Source organism: Streptosporangium sp. LJ11 (genome assembly GCF_051918945.1).
Classification (GTDB): Bacteria; Actinomycetota; Actinomycetes; order Streptosporangiales; family Streptosporangiaceae; genus Streptosporangium.
In genome coordinates this window covers 151,900-165,983 of the sequence record NZ_JBPXMB010000017.1, presented here as the reverse complement: position 1 = coordinate 165,983, position 14,084 = coordinate 151,900, and the positions used below count along the sequence as shown (strand labels likewise).

The 14,084-nt window shown below is 71.7% G+C and carries 13 protein-coding genes; 5 read left to right on the top strand and 8 right to left on the bottom strand.

What is annotated here, in order from left to right:
* Positions 1 to 4: 4 nt before the first annotated feature.
* From ACTOQ3_RS25080 to ACTOQ3_RS25065, 4 genes are all read left to right on the top strand, one after another.
* Positions 5 to 229 carry a helix-turn-helix transcriptional regulator gene (locus tag ACTOQ3_RS25080; protein ID WP_440085786.1) on the top strand — a complete coding sequence of 75 codons (225 nt, stop codon included), beginning with the start codon at positions 5 to 7 and terminating at the stop codon, positions 227 to 229.
* 552 nt (positions 230 to 781) lie between these two features.
* Complete coding sequence (locus ACTOQ3_RS25075; protein ID WP_440085785.1) at positions 782 to 1,597, top strand: SAM-dependent methyltransferase; 816 nt, start codon at positions 782 to 784, stop codon at positions 1,595 to 1,597.
* A 468-nt stretch (positions 1,598 to 2,065) separates the two neighbouring features.
* Positions 2,066 to 2,698 carry a gluconokinase gene (locus ACTOQ3_RS25070; protein ID WP_440085784.1) on the top strand — a complete coding sequence of 211 codons (633 nt, stop codon included), beginning with the start codon at positions 2,066 to 2,068 and terminating at the stop codon, positions 2,696 to 2,698.
* The gene (locus tag ACTOQ3_RS25065; protein ID WP_440085783.1) at positions 2,695 to 4,068 is read left to right on the top strand and encodes a GntP family permease; all 1,374 of its coding nucleotides are present in this window, start codon (positions 2,695 to 2,697) and stop codon (positions 4,066 to 4,068) included. Before ACTOQ3_RS25070 ends, ACTOQ3_RS25065 begins: the two co-directional genes overlap by 4 nt.
* Before the next feature lie 44 nt (positions 4,069 to 4,112).
* On the opposite strand, the gene ACTOQ3_RS25060 is transcribed toward ACTOQ3_RS25065, so the two are convergent.
* The 4 genes from ACTOQ3_RS25060 to ACTOQ3_RS25045 all read right to left on the bottom strand — a co-directional run bounded on the left by ACTOQ3_RS25060 (position 4,113) and on the right by ACTOQ3_RS25045 (position 8,310).
* Positions 4,113 to 6,026, bottom strand: coding sequence for an FUSC family protein (locus tag ACTOQ3_RS25060; RefSeq protein ID WP_440085782.1), 1,914 nt, complete (start codon positions 6,024 to 6,026; stop codon positions 4,113 to 4,115).
* Between the two features lie 10 nt (positions 6,027 to 6,036).
* Positions 6,037 to 6,831 carry an SDR family NAD(P)-dependent oxidoreductase gene (locus ACTOQ3_RS25055; protein WP_440085781.1) on the bottom strand — a complete coding sequence of 265 codons (795 nt, stop codon included), beginning with the start codon at positions 6,829 to 6,831 and terminating at the stop codon, positions 6,037 to 6,039.
* Between the two features lie 323 nt (positions 6,832 to 7,154).
* Positions 7,155 to 7,718: a carboxymuconolactone decarboxylase family protein gene (locus ACTOQ3_RS25050; RefSeq protein ID WP_440085780.1), complete on the bottom strand. Its 564-nt coding sequence runs from the start codon at positions 7,716 to 7,718 to the stop codon at positions 7,155 to 7,157.
* Between the two features lie 136 nt (positions 7,719 to 7,854).
* Complete coding sequence (locus ACTOQ3_RS25045) at positions 7,855 to 8,310, bottom strand: winged helix-turn-helix transcriptional regulator (protein ID WP_440085779.1); 456 nt, start codon at positions 8,308 to 8,310, stop codon at positions 7,855 to 7,857.
* A gap of 147 nt (positions 8,311 to 8,457) precedes the next feature.
* On the opposite strand from ACTOQ3_RS25045, the gene ACTOQ3_RS25040 reads away from it, so the two are divergent.
* The gene (locus ACTOQ3_RS25040; RefSeq protein ID WP_440085778.1) at positions 8,458 to 9,168 is read left to right on the top strand and encodes an SDR family oxidoreductase; all 711 of its coding nucleotides are present in this window, start codon (positions 8,458 to 8,460) and stop codon (positions 9,166 to 9,168) included.
* A 103-nt stretch (positions 9,169 to 9,271) separates the two neighbouring features.
* Here ACTOQ3_RS25040 and ACTOQ3_RS25035 read toward each other — a convergent pair whose 3' ends face one another.
* The 4 genes from ACTOQ3_RS25035 to ACTOQ3_RS25020 all read right to left on the bottom strand — a co-directional run bounded on the left by ACTOQ3_RS25035 (position 9,272) and on the right by ACTOQ3_RS25020 (position 14,021).
* Positions 9,272 to 9,862 carry a phosphoribosylanthranilate isomerase gene (locus tag ACTOQ3_RS25035; protein WP_440073850.1) on the bottom strand — a complete coding sequence of 197 codons (591 nt, stop codon included), beginning with the start codon at positions 9,860 to 9,862 and terminating at the stop codon, positions 9,272 to 9,274.
* A 57-nt stretch (positions 9,863 to 9,919) separates the two neighbouring features.
* Positions 9,920 to 11,575 carry a penicillin-binding transpeptidase domain-containing protein gene (locus tag ACTOQ3_RS25030; RefSeq protein ID WP_440085777.1) on the bottom strand — a complete coding sequence of 552 codons (1,656 nt, stop codon included), beginning with the start codon at positions 11,573 to 11,575 and terminating at the stop codon, positions 9,920 to 9,922.
* 202 nt (positions 11,576 to 11,777) lie between these two features.
* Positions 11,778 to 12,596, bottom strand: coding sequence for a PIG-L family deacetylase (locus ACTOQ3_RS25025; RefSeq protein ID WP_440085776.1), 819 nt, complete (start codon positions 12,594 to 12,596; stop codon positions 11,778 to 11,780).
* Between the two features lie 141 nt (positions 12,597 to 12,737).
* Positions 12,738 to 14,021, bottom strand: coding sequence for a Gfo/Idh/MocA family oxidoreductase (locus ACTOQ3_RS25020; protein WP_440085775.1), 1,284 nt, complete (start codon positions 14,019 to 14,021; stop codon positions 12,738 to 12,740).
* Between the last annotated feature and the right edge of the window lie 63 nt (positions 14,022 to 14,084).

Below are 14,084 nucleotides of genomic sequence, written 5' to 3'. Positions count from 1 at the left end.
ACCCGTGAAGAACCGACTACGCGAACTGCGAGCAGCCCGCCGGTGGAGCCAGGCCGCCCTGGCCGACCGGTGTCAGGTCTCCCGACAGGCCATCAACGCCATCGAGACCGAGCGGTACGACCCCAGCCTGCCCCTGGCGTTCACCATCGCCGACGTCTTCGGCCTGACCATCGAGGAGATCTTCCTGCCCGACCGGGCGGACACGACGAACGGCCCGGCCCGATCCTGAACGCCTCAGGCCGGCTTCCGGCCGGTCGGTGCGAGCGAGCGGGCAGAGACGGAGCCACCGTTCCCCGCCGGGACGCCACGTCCAGCGAATTATGGCCGGCGCCCGTGGGCGAATCACGCAGCCCGAGAGTGACACCGTCCGTGGCATTCCATGAAACGCGAAGCAGCTTGGAGCTGCCACCGAGGTTGAAGGGCGGATGTCACGGCGGGGTGCGGTTGCGGGCGATTGCCGGGGTGTTCGCCATGCCGGAGGTATGAGGTATCCCGAAGGGGGCGGTCCGACCGCGGAGGAACGGGCCAAAGGCGAGCGATTGCGATTCGAGGCCGCCGAGTTGACGGTCTTCCGGCTACCGGCTTCATCGGCCAGACCGAACTCATCCTCCAATCACCGCAACTCCCACCTTTTCAACCTCAGCGGCACGTGGAATGGCAGCCGCATACGGGTTTCACGATGACCGTGGATGCATAGTTGATTTGCCCCGAACATCACGTTTGTGATCGACTATCTCCCATCCCATTCGATGCGAATTCCTCATGAACGGATCCCACCCCCATGAGTACCTCTCGCGAATCCGACTGGCAGCCGGTGGAGCTCGATGTCGACCGGCCGCATTCGGCGCGCATCTGGAACTACTGGCTGGGCGGGAAGGACAACTACCCCGCCGACCGCGAGGCCGGGGACATGGTCGAAGGGCTCATACCCGGCATCGTCGACTCGGCCCGAGCCGACCGGGCGTTCCTCGGCCGCTGCATCAAGCACCTCGTCGCCGACGCCGGGATCCGCCAGTTCCTCGACATCGGCACGGGCCTGCCCACCGCCGACAACACGCACGAGGTGACGCAGCGGATCGCCCCGGAGTCCCGGGTCGTCTACGTCGACAACGACCCGCTGGTCCTGACCCACGCCCGCGCCCTGCTCGTCAGCAGCCCCGAAGGCGCCACCACCTACCTCGACGCCGATCTGCGCGACCCCCATCACATCCTGCGGGCGGCGGCGGAGACCCTCGACTTCACCAGGCCCGTCGCGCTGATGCTGCTGGGGATCCTGCACCACATCACCGATGACGACGAGGCCAGGAAAGTCGTGCAGGAGCTGGTCGACGCCGTCGCGCCGGGCAGCTACCTGGTGATCGCGCACGCCACCGCCGAGGTGCACGGCGACGCCATGCACGAGGCGATGCGGCGGTTCATGGAGCGGGGCGGCACCCCGATCGTGGCCCGCGACCGTGGCCACCTCGCCTCGTTCTTCGACGGCCTGGAACTCCTGGAGCCCGGCGTGGTCTCCTGCTCGAGGTGGCGCCCGGAACACTCCCCGTGGGGCGAGCCCGCGGAGGTGTCCCAGTTCTGCGGCGTCGCCCGCAAATCCTGACGTCGCCTCTCCCGAGGACCGCCCTCCGCTCCCTCGCCGAAGGCTCCGCCGGGCCCGCCGGATGATCCCGGGGACCCGTGGCCGGGAGAGTTTCCACCGTTCGCGCACGGTCACGATGACGCCGGCGCGGCCACGGTCGCCGACCGGCCCGGCGGTCGCGGGGCGCGGATCGCCGCCCCGGACGCCCTCGATCGCCCTCGAACGTCCCCGGTCAGGTGCCGGGGTTCCCCGGTTCAGGCACCTGACCGGCGACGAGGTCACCTGACGCGACCGGCGTGCCGAGTTTGTTCAGGGTTTATTCAGGGCGCTCCGGTGCAGTCTCATAGTCGTCCGCCGTTGTCCCCCAGCGACCGAACACCCCAAACAGGGATATAACAGCACAAAATATGATTTATCACTGTTAACCCTGGGTCGCAGATCACTGATCCAGTCAGGCTGTCGCGAAGATCGACATGGGAGGCCGTCTCCATGAACCCCGCTCAGGATCCCGCCGCACCACCCCCCGGCGCCGCGCTGCTCGTCGTCATGGGAGTGACCGGTTCCGGCAAGACCACCGTGGGAGCCGCCCTCAGCCAGCGGTTGCGAGTGCCGTTCGCCGACGCAGACGACTTCCACAGCGAGGCCAACATCGCCAAGATGTCGGACGGGATCCCCCTCGACGACGAGGACCGGCTGCCCTGGCTGCGCGCGATCGGCGCCTGGCTCGCCGACCACGCCGCCACCGGCGGCGTGGCGAGCTGCTCGGCGCTCAAACGGGGCTACCGTGACATCCTGCGCGAGGCCGCACCGACGGTGACCTTCGTCCATCTCCACGGCGACATGGACGCCGTACGCCGGAGAGTGGCCGGCCGCCCGGGGCACTTCATGCCCGCCTCGCTGGTCGAGTCGCAGTTCAAGACCCTGGAGCCCCTGGAGCCCGACGAGCGGGGGATCGTCCTCGACTTCGCCATGCCCGTCGACGAGCTCGTGGACGCCTACCTCACCACGACGGCCCGGACGCGGCCGGACCCGTCCCCCGCCGGCCCCGCCGCTCCGGCCACGCCCGAGAACCGGGAGCGGGGCACGGGTGAGGACGCCGGCGAGGCCGGGAGCACGAGGTGAGCCCCCTCCTGACCGCGCTCGCCGAGCCCGCCGCCACCTCCCCCGGCAGGCTCATCCCGGCCGCGCTCGTCGGCATCGCGCTGATCGTCGTACTGATCACGTACTTCAAGCTGCACCCCTTCCTGAGCCTGACCCTCGGCTCGCTGGCGGTCGGAGCCGTCGCGGGCCTGGCGATGACCGACACCATCGCCGCCTTCACCGACGGGTTCGGCAGCACCGCGGCCGGTGTCGGCACGCTCATCGCGCTCGGCGCGATGTTCGGCAAGCTGCTCGCCGACTCCGGCGGGGCCGACGAGATCGTGGACACGATCGTCGGCCGGTCCAGCCCCCGTTCCCTGCCCTGGGCGATGGCCGCGGTGGGCGCGCTGATCGGCCTGCCGATGTTCTTCGAGATCGGCCTCGTCCTGCTGATGCCGGTGATCTTCCTGGTCTCGCGCCGCTCCGGCGTCTCCCTGATCCGGGTGGGCATCCCCGCGCTCGCGGGGCTCTCCGTGATGCACGGGCTCGTCCCTCCCCACCCGGGTCCGCTGGTCGCCATCGACGCGCTCAAGGCCGATCTCGGCATCACGCTGGGCCTGGGCGTGCTCGTCGCCATCCCGACGGTCGCCGTCGCCGGACCGCTGTTCTCCAAGTACGCGGCCCGCTGGGTGGACGTACCGGCACCGGAGCTCTACGAGACCCGGCCCCCGGCGGAGGACACCCGGCGGCCGTCGTTCGGCGTCACCCTCGCCACCGTGCTGCTGCCGGTCGTGCTGATGATGGGCAAGGCCCTCGCCGACATCCTTCTCGCCGAGGGCAACGTCCTGCGCACCGTGCTCGACTTCCTCGGTACGCCGCTGGTGGCGCTGCTCATCGCCGTCATCGTGGCGATGTTCACCCTGGGCCTCGGCGCCGGCATGGACAGGAAGGCGATCGCCGGGTCCCTGGAGCAGTCGCTGCCGCCGATCGCGGGCATCCTGCTGATCGTGGCCGCCGGCGGCGGTTTCAAGCAGACGCTGATCGACACCGGGATCGGCGACCTCATCGCCACGTGGGTGGAGAACAGCGGTCTGTCGGTGCTGCTGCTCGCCTGGCTGGTCGCCGTGCTCATCCGGCTGGCCACCGGCTCGGCGACCGTCGCGACCGTCACGGCCTCGGGGATCCTGGCCCCGCTGGTCGCCAACCTCAGCGTCGGGGAGACCTCGCTGCTCGTGCTCGCCATCGGCGCGGGCTCGCTGTTCTTCTCCCACGTCAACGACGCGGGCTTCTGGCTGGTCAAGGAGTACTTCGGGCTCACCGTGGGCCAGAACATCAAGACCTGGTCGGTGATGGAGACGATCATCTCGGTGACCGGTCTGGTGTTCGTCCTGATCCTGAGCCTGTTCCTGTAGTTCCCGCGGCCGGTCCTCGCGGCCTTCGCACGACACGGTGCCGGTCAGTCCTGGCGGTCACCCGACACCGTGTCGCGCAGGCATCGGACGGCGGAGTGGACCGGCTCCAGCGGCTCCTCGACGCAGAACCCGACATCGCCGGGGTCTCCTCCCCCGCGAATGTCCCCGGCGATGTCCTCCAGGGAGCGCGCCAGCGCCCGTACTCCCGCCTCGGACGGCGGCGGCGCGCCGCGCTCGGTGCGCGCGACGGTGGCGGCGACCGCGTCGGCCACCTGCTCCAGCGCGGCCATCGCCGGCATCCAGGTGGTGACGCGCCGGCTGATCACGGGGGGTTCGGCCAGTGCCCGCTGGAAGACCGTCCGCAGGTCGCCCAGGGTGTCGTACACCCCCCGGCGCAGCCGCGCCCTGCCGGTGTGCCCGGTGTCGAACGCGTGCCGCAGGTAGTTCGCGGTGGCCGCCACCGCGTCGGCGAGCCGCGGCCCGACCGGCGCCTCCCAGCTCGCCGGCCACGGCAGGTATCCCAGCACCAGGACGATCACGCATCCGATCAGCGTGTCCACCAGCCGGATCCTGCCCAGGTCGGGGCCCCCGTGGGTCAGCAGGTCCACCAGGAGCAGGACCAGCGGCGCCTGGAAGGTCGACATCAGACCCCAGTTGCGTTGCATGCCGTACGGCATGAGCGCCGCGCACACGGCGATGGGGATCAGGAGTTGCGGGCCGTGCGGCACCAGGACGAGCGCCAGGGTGCCGATCAGCGCGCCCACGACGGTCCCGAGCGCGCGTTGCACGGCACGCGCGAACACCGACCCGAAGTCGGGCTTGAGCACCAGCGCGACGGTCAGCATCATCCAGTAGGACCGTTCGAACCGGCCGGACGCGCTGAACGCGGCGGCGACGCCCATGCAGAGTCCGAGCCGGACCGTGTAGACGCGGACGAGGTGGCCCCGCCACATCTGCTCCGCGACGGCGAGGATCCGGGAGCGGTAGCCGACCGGTTCGTAGGGCAGCTGGTCCGCCGCGACGTCGCCGCCGGACGCCAGCTCGGCGGCCCCCCGCACGGCGAAGTAAAGAGCACGCGCGGCGGGCGAGCCGGGCTCGCAGGGCGACATCCGGGGTGCGGGCCCACCGGCGAGTGACCCGGCGACGGCCCTGACGGCGGACACGGTCCCGGCGGGCGGCTCGCTTTCCTCGTAGCGCAGCGAGAGCAGCGCGTTGCGGATCAGTGAGGCCTGGTTCAGCAGGGCCACCAGACGGGTGCGGCCGGGATCCAGCCCCGCCGCCGGGGAGCGGGCGCCGAGCACGACGTCGTAGCCGCCCTTGAGAGCGGTGTCGAACGCCGCCAGCGCGGGGGCGTCGCGATCGGAGAACAGCCGGTCGAGGGCCTGGTAGACCTCGATCACGGCGGCCCGCTCCGGTGCCCGGGGGTGGAACGGCCAGTCGGCGACCCCCAGCACGATCACCCACAGCACGCCCAGCAGGAACGCGAGCGCGTTCGCCTCCGACGCCCCCGGCAGTCCTATGCCGGTGGCGATCCCCGTCATCACCAGCAACTGCAGCCCGGCGGCCGAGCCGGCGGCCCCGCCCGTGCTGATGAGCGCGGACACCACCGAGACGGCCACCACGACCGGCACGATCCACCAGCCGTGGCCGCGGACCGTGGACCCGACGAGATACCCCAGCGCCCCGGCGACCCCGGCCGCGCCCATCAGGATGATCCTGGTCCGGTACGGGCCGCCCCGGTCGGCCATGCCGGCGTTCATCGCGCCCAGGGCCGGCAGCAGGCCCGCCGTGACGTTGCCGGTGGCGAACCCCAGCAGGAGCGGGACGGTCACCGCCACGGCCATGCGCAGCATCGGCCACCACCGGAGCGGCGCGGGCACGGGCCTGACCGTCTCGACCAGCCAGCCGGGTGCGGCGTCGGTCAGCCGGTCGGCGGCGCGCCGGAAGAGCGGGGGCATTCCTCGCCGCTCAGGGGATGATGGCGTCGACGTATCCCCCGTCGACGCGCAAGGCGCCGCCCGTGGTGGCGGAGGCCTGCGGTGAGCTGAGGTAGACGACCATGTTGGCGATCTCCTCCGGCTCGATCAGCCGTTGCAGGAGCGACTGCGGGCGGTGTGCCCGCATGAAGGCGCGCTGGGCCTCCTCCCAGGGCAGGTCCCGGTCGACGAGCCCGTAGACGAAGTCCTCCACGCCGCCGGTGTGGGTGGGTCCGGCGATGACGGAGTTGACGGTGACGCCGCTGCCCGCGGCCTTCTTGGCGAAGCCGCGCGAGACGGCCAGCAGGGCGGTCTTGGACATGCCGTACTGGATCATCTCGATGGGGGTGACGATCGCGGAGTCGCTGGCGATGTACTGGACGCGGCCCCAGGAGCGCGCCGTCATCCCCGGCAGGTAGGCGCGGGTGAGGCGGACCGCCGCCAGGACGTTCACCTCGAAGTAGCGGCGCCACTCGTCGTCGGTGATCTCCAGTGCGTCCTTCGACTCGAAGATCCCGAGGTTGTTGACCAGGATGTCGACGTCCGGCAGGAGGTCCACGGCGCGCTCCGCGCCCTCCTCGGTGGCGAGGTCGGCGGCGAGCGGGACGACCCGCGCGCCGGGGACCTCGGCGCGCAGCGCGTCGGCGGCGGCGTCGACCTTGTCGGGTTTGCGGCCGTTGACGGCGACCGTCGCGCCCGCCCGCGCGAGGCCGGTGGTGATGGCCGCCCCGATGCCCTGGGTGGATCCGGTGACCAGTGCCGTCTTGCCGGTGAGATCGATATGCATGCGTCACGTCCTTGGAACCCGGCGTGCGGCCGCCCGCCGATGTGGGCGGGCACCGCACGACCTGGCGATATGTCGTCCAGCCGATCCGGTGTTCGTTCCCGTGTCCGCCGGTGCGGAACGTGCCGACGATGATCGTTTTTCGCGAAACAGCCACTTCGCGCCGTCGGCCACCGGGCCGCCCGAGCATTCCGGGCGGCCCGGATCCCGTGTCCACCGGCTGGAGCCTCCGGTGCTCCGCCGCCGACATCCCGCTGTCCGGCGGCCTCGGCACCGTCGCCGGGGTCCGCCGATCCCTCTGACCGGTCACGCGGACCGGTCCGGGCTCACCTGTCGTCGCCGTCCCAGGCGAAGGCGTGGAACGGCGGGTCGAGGGGGGCCTCGATCAGGCGGTTGGCGAAGGTGGAGATCGTGTACGCGCCGATCCCGAGGACGACCTCGAGAGCGTTCCGCGCGCTGTGGCCCGCGTCGAGGAACGCCCGCGTCTCCTCGTCGCCGACCGCGCCGCGATGGTCCATGACGGCGAGGGTGAAGGACCGCAGCGCCTCCGACCGGGCGTCCGGGAGGGGCGTGCCGGCCCGGAGCGCCTCGACGAGGTCGGAGGGGGCCTCCAGCCGGGCCAGCGTGGCGGTGTGCACCGCCACGCAGACATGGCAGCCGTTGCGGGTGGCGACCGTCATGACGACGATCTCGCGGTCGACCGGATCCAGGGTGCTCTGCTCGAAGGCGGCGCTCGCCGCCAGGAACCCCTTGAGCAACTGCGGGGAGGTGGCCATCCGGCCGACCGCCGTGGGGACGTGGCCGAACTTCCGCCGCACGCCCTCGATGGTGGGGCGGGCGTCGGGCGGAGCGCTCTCGGCGGTGTGCGTGACGAAGACGGCATGGGACATGGGGGCCTTCTCTCTTGTTCTCCGGGTCCTCGGAACGTGGGCTGCGCAATCGCACCTCGGGGCGATACCGTCAACGAGGTTGTCTATATAGTAAAGACGGTTGACGGCTTTGGCAACGCCGGATCCGGAAGGCCGCTCAGGCGCCGAGGAAGACCAGGTCGACGTCCTCCCGGGGCACGGGCGTGCCGGCGTCGTCGACGAACGTGACGCGCACGGGACGCCCGGTGGACCGGCTGCGGCTCCACATCGAGGGACCCTCCTCGTGGGGCCGGTTGACGTCACCCCACTGCTGGAGCGAGGCGAGCACCGTCACCAGCTCCTCGCCGGCCGGGGTCAGGTGGTAGCTGTGACGAGCCCTGGCTCCCGGCTCCCGATAGGGACGGCGCTCCATGACACCCGCCTCGACCAGCGCGTTCAGCCGGCCGGTGAGCAGGTCGGAGGCGATGCCCAGGGAGTCGCGGAAGTCGGCGAACCGGGTCAGACCGGCGAGGGCGTCCCGGACGATCAGCAGCGTCCACCGCTCGCCAAGCACCTGCAAACTCCGGGCGACGGAGCAGCGCGGTTCGGGTACGCGGTTTGTCTTCGTGGGCATGATTCCAGTCTATGCGAGGTTGGGTTTTCCAATCCAGGGTGCTAGATTGGATATACCAACTCAGGTGCCGGAGAATCCTCCGGCGGTCCCGTGGCGTGGAAACCGTCTCGCGGCGTCTCCGCCCTTTCATCCACGGTAAGGAACATCATGCAGATCAACGGCTCTGTGGCCCTCGTCACCGGCGGCAATCGCGGACTCGGCGAGCGGTTCGTCCAGGCACTGCTCGAACGCGGCGCGTCCAAGGTGTACGCCGCCGCGCGCAATCCCGGCACGATCACCACGCCCGGCGTGGTGCCCATCGCCCTGGACGTCACCGACCCGGCGGCCGTACGCGCGGCGGCCGACCTGGCACCGGACGTCACCCTGCTGATCAACAACGCCGGAAGTTCCACCAAGGCGGGGCTCCTCGACGGGGAGCTCGACGCCTTCCGGCTCGAGATGGAGACCCACTACTTCGGCACGCTCGCCATGAGCCGGGCCTTCGCCCCCGTCCTCGCCCGCAACGGCGGCGGGGCCGTCCTCAACGTCCTGTCCGTGCTGTCCTGGGTCGCGCTCCCCAGCAGCGCGGCCTACTCCGCGGCCAAGTCGGCGGCCTGGTCCCTGACCAACGCGCTGCGCCTGCAGCTCGCCGAGCAGAAGACCCTGGTCACCGCCCTGCACGTCGGATACATGGAGACCGCCATGGCCGCGCACGTCGACGCGCCCAAGAGCGACCCCTCGGTCGTCGCCCGCGCGGCCCTCGACGGCGTGGAGGCCGGGCGGTACGAGGTCCTCGCCGACGAGATCAGCACGCGCACCAAGGCCGCGCTCTCCGGCGACCTCACCGCGCTCTACCCGAGGCTGACCGGGGCCCGCTGAACGGCACCGGCTCCCCCGGGCGGCCCGGGGGTCGGCCGTCGAACGTCCGGGCGGCCGGGAGACCGTCCTCGCGGACATGGTGCCGGGTGACCGGCCGCGGCGCTCAGCCGCCGCGGGCGGCGGTGACGAAGTCCCTGATGAGACCGGGGTCCTTCACCCCGGGCGCGACCTCCACCCCGCTCGACACGTCGACCCCCCAGGGCCGGGCGGCGGCGATCGCCCGGGACACGTTCGACGGGTCCAGCCCACCGGCCAGCATCCAGCGGCCCTCCGGGCGCCCGCGCACGGCCGCCCAGTCCCACGGCTCCCCCGAGCCCGGTCTGGGCGCGTCGACGATGAGCAGGTCCTCGTCGAGGGCACCGCAGCGCAGGTCGGTGCTCGCGGCCCCGGCGCGGACCAGAGTGACCCCGAGGTCCTTCAGCGCGGTGAAGTCCTCGTGCGGATGGTCGCCGTGCAGCTGGACGGCACGCAGTCCCGCCTCCAGCGTGGCCGCCCTGACCTCCTCGGACGGCTCACCGGCGAACACCCCCACGGTCAGCACGTGCGGGGGGATCGCCGAGGCCAGTTCCCTCGCCCGCGCGGGGGTGACCCGCCGCGAGCTCCTGGTGAGGACGAACCCGACGGCGTCGGCTCCCGCCTCGACGGCGGCCGTCACATGTCCGGGCTCGCGCAGCCCGCAGATCTTCACGTACACCCTGTGTACGGTAGCCCGTTCCCCGTACCCGGAACGCCGGGAGCGCGGCGGAGGGCGTCAAAGGGCGTTCAGGAACCTCGCGGCGATCGGCGCCGCCACCTTGCCCCCGGCGCCGCCGTGCCGGACGAACACCGCGAAGGCCAGGGAACCCCGGTAGCCGATGAACCAGGCGTGGTCCCCGCCGCCCTCGACCTCGGCGGTGCCGGTCTTGCCCGCGGTGTCCGGCGGGAGCCCGGCCTGGGAGGCCGTTCCCTGGGTGACCACGGCGCCCATCATCGTCCGCAGGCTCGCGGCCACCCCCTCGTCCAGCGGCACCGGGGCCGGCGAGTCCGCGGGAGGCTCCTCGGTCATGATGGCGGGTTTCCAGACGCCGCTCGCGACCGCGGCGGCGACCTCGGCCATGCAGAGCGGGCTGGCCTGCACCGAGTTCTGGCCGATGGCGTCGGATCCCAGCTGGTCCGGGCTTCCGTACGGCTGGATCCGGCAGGAGCTCAGCCCCGGCTTCTCCCGGAAGCCGAACCGGTCGGCCGCCTCGGCGCGCAGCCGGTCGTCGCGCAGCCGCTCGTACGTCTGCTGGGCGAAGGTGGTGTTGCAGGAGAGCGCGAAGGCCGTGGTGAAGGGCACGTTGCCGTGGTCGACGCCGTCGGAGTCGCTGAAGCTCCTGCCGTTCGGGATGGTGTAGCCGGCAGGGCAGGCGACCTGCGACTCCGGGGTCAGGCCGCCGCGGAGCAGCGCGGCGGCGGTCACGACCTTGAACGTCGAGCCGGGCGGGTAGAGGCCGTTGAACGCCTCCTTGCCGCCCAGCGTGTCCGCCACCGCGCGCACCTGGGCCGTCTGGACGTCCAGGGCCACGATCGCGGCGGGCTGGCCGACACCGTCCAGGGCTCGGGCCGCGGCGGCCTGGACGGGCCGGGAGATCGTGGTCCTCGTTCCCGAGGCCTGCCGGGGCGGGGAGGCCAGCAGCACCCGGCCGGAGGGCTCCTCCTCCAGCTGCAGCTCGACCGCCATGTCACTCAGCCCGCCGAAGTAGTGGCCCGCCCTGCTGTCGCGGGGGAACGGGACCCCCTCGCGGGTCAGCGTGGCCGGGCTCCGGACCTCGGTCTCCTTCAGCCGCAACCTCCCGCCGTCCTTGAGCGAGCGGTGCATCGTCTCGGGGGTCCAGCGCACCTTCCACACCCCGAACCGCAACTCCAGGCGCAGGACGGAGTCGAACGGCCACTCGCCCAGGCCGGTGACCTGCCGTACCCCCCTGAAGGACATCTCGGCCGCCTCCTCGCCGCGGTGGCGCAGCTCGCCGGGGGTGAGCGACAGCGACGAGACCCGCAGGTCGGCGTCGAACCCGCGGTGCCGGACGCCGAAGTCGGCCGGGGGGTCGACGACCATGCCCGTCATCCCGGTGAAGTCGCCGTTCTGCCAGGCGGTCAGGTAGTTCCTCGCGGTCGCCTCGGGACCGCTCTGCGGGGCCGGCGTGACCGGGGTCAACGTGACCAGGTTCGGTGGCGGCGAGACGGGCACGGGGCTGGGCGCCTCTCCTGCTCTCGTCACCGTCGCCCTGTCCTCCGGGGTCTTCGCGTCGTCGGCGTCACCGGCCGGCGCGGGGCGCGGCGAGGGCGAGGCCACCACCGCCCCGGGGGAGGCCACCACCCCGTACACGCCGAAGACGAGGATCGCGGTCGCGGAGAAGATCAGCGCGAGGAGCCGTCGATCACGCATAACCGTTTACTCCCCCGGGTTTGCAGAGTTGCATACCAGAGAAAAGATCGTAAAGGCGACGAGAAGCGTTGAACCAGGTTTTTCGTACTTCGGTATGACACCGTAGCCCTCGGCGGGCCCCGCGGGGCCCGCCGAGGGCCGTACCCGCGGAGGCGGCCGAGGGCCGTACCCGGGGAGGGGCCGCCTCCCCGGACGCGTCCTCCTAGCGGAGGCCGTCGAAGAGGTCGTCCTCGCGGTCGGCCGCGGCGGGAACGCGGTTGATGTGGCGGACGAAGGTCTCGTGCGCGAACACCCGGTGCTGGGCCTCGGCGGGCATGCGCAGGAAGAAGATGCCGTCGCCCTGGCTCGCGTGCGCCTCCAGCGCCTTGATCTTGCGCTCCACCTGGGCGGACACGTCGACCACGGCGGTGATCTGCTCCTCGGGGACGCCGAAGTCGTCGGGGAACTCGAAGCCCTCCGGGGCGTCACCGGTCGAGCGGAGATACTCGAACAGCTCGGCCATCCGCTCGCGGGGCACGGCCGTGTAGTAGAGCTTGCCGGGAATGCCGCTCGCCTCGGCCGCGGCCACCGCGATCCGGTGGGCCTGGATGTGGTCGGGGTGACCGTAGCCGCCGTTCTCGTCGTAGGTCACGACGACCTGCGGGCGGTAGCGCTCCATCAGCGCGACGAGCCGGCCGACGGCCTGCTCGAAGGGGACGTTGGCGAAGGAGTCGGGCGCCTCGTTGGCGGCCCAGCCGACCATGCCCGAGTCGCGGTAGCCGAGCAGCTCCACGTGGGAGATCCCCAGGTGGGTCGCCGACTCGCGGAGCTCCTCCAGCCGCAGCGCTCTCACCGCCGCCTCGTCGTGGCCGGGCTCCCCCGGCTTCACCCCGCCGGGGCCGTCGCCCTGCTCGCCGTTCGTGCAGGTGACCAGGACGGTCCGGACACCCTCGTCCGCGTACCTGGCGAGGATCCCGCCGGTGCTGATCACCTCGTCGTCGGGATGGGCGTGAACGGCCATCAACGTCAGTTCTTTATCCATAAATTTCCACCCGTTTTCGAAAAGTCCTGCGGACCGGCCCACTCTACGGCGGCCGCCGGGAGGCCGGGAGCGGCAGGTGGGGCGCCGGAACGGGCGGGACGTCCTCGCCGGGAAGGCAGGGTCCCCGTCGAGCGCCGGGGGTCAGCCCGCGTACCGGGTGCCGTCGTCCTCCAGGAGGACGGGCGTGCCGCTCGCGGCGGACAGGTTGGCCGAGACCCCGACCATCACGCTCGCGACACCCGCGCGGTGCCCCGCCTGGCGGCCCAGGGGGTCCTCGCCCGCGCCGCGGAAGACGTCGTCCAGCATGAGGGCGTCGCCGCCGCCGTGGCCACCCGCGCCGGAGGAGACGGCGATCTCCTCGGGCTCGCTCCAGTGCCGGTGCAGGACGAGCCGCTCGGAGGCGCCGGGGGCGTGCGCCTTGTCGGCGGCGGTCGGGTCGATCGCGGCCCGCGGCGGGGTCCAGGCGCGTTCGACGACCTCCAGCTCCAGCCGTCCCGCGGTGCCGTTCATGGCCACCCGGTAGCCCTCGAAGGGGCCGTGGGCGTTGAGGGAGTAGGTGAGCATCGCCCCGCGGGAGTACCCGACGAGGACGGCCATGTTGTCCTCGATGGTCACGCCGTCGTCGAACACGTCCTGGTCGCGGAGGTAGCCGTCCTCGTGCTCGGCGTCCAGGTAGAGGCGCTTGAGCCGGGGATCGGCGGAGATGTCGAGGAGGTAGGGGTCGGTGCCGAGCCCCGGCGCGCCGTGGGCGCGTCCCGGCCGGTCGCGCAGGCCGCGGGCGCGGGCGTTGCCGGCCCCGTAGAACCGCAGCGCCGACCGGGCGTAGACCGAGCGGGCGGTGTCGGCCAGCCACCAGTTGACCAGGTCGAAGTGGTGGGTGGACTTGTGCACCAGCAGGCCGCCGGAGTTGGCCTTGTCGCGGTGCCAGCGGCGGAAGTAGTCGGCTCCGTGGATGGTGTCCAGCACCCACTCGAAGTGGACGGAGGTGACGTCGCCGATCGCTCCGTCGGCGAGCAGCCGGCGGACGGCGCTGTTGCGCGGCGAGTAGCGGTAGTTGAAGGTGACGATGAGCCGGCCGGTGCTCCGCTCGGCGGCCTCGGTGATGGCCGCGCAGTCCTCGGCGGTGGTGCACAGCGGCTTCTCGACGATGACGTCCTTGCCCGCCTCCAGCGCGGCGACGACGTAACGGGCGTGGGTGGCGTCGACGGTGGCGACCACGACGGCGTCCGCGAGCTGGAGCATCTTGTCGAACTCGTGCGGCGCGAAGCACGGGACGTCGCGTCCGATCCGATCGAGGTAGTAGCCGATCCGGGTGCGGTTGACGTCGCAGAGGGCGACGATCTCACCGGTGTCGCCCCACTCGCCGAGCAGCGCGTCGATGTACAGCTGCACCCGGTGGCCGAGCCCGACGAAGGCGTATCGCATCAATCACTCCATGAGAAGGACGGTGAAGGGTGGAGACAGGTGTGCCGTACGGCTCGGCGCGAG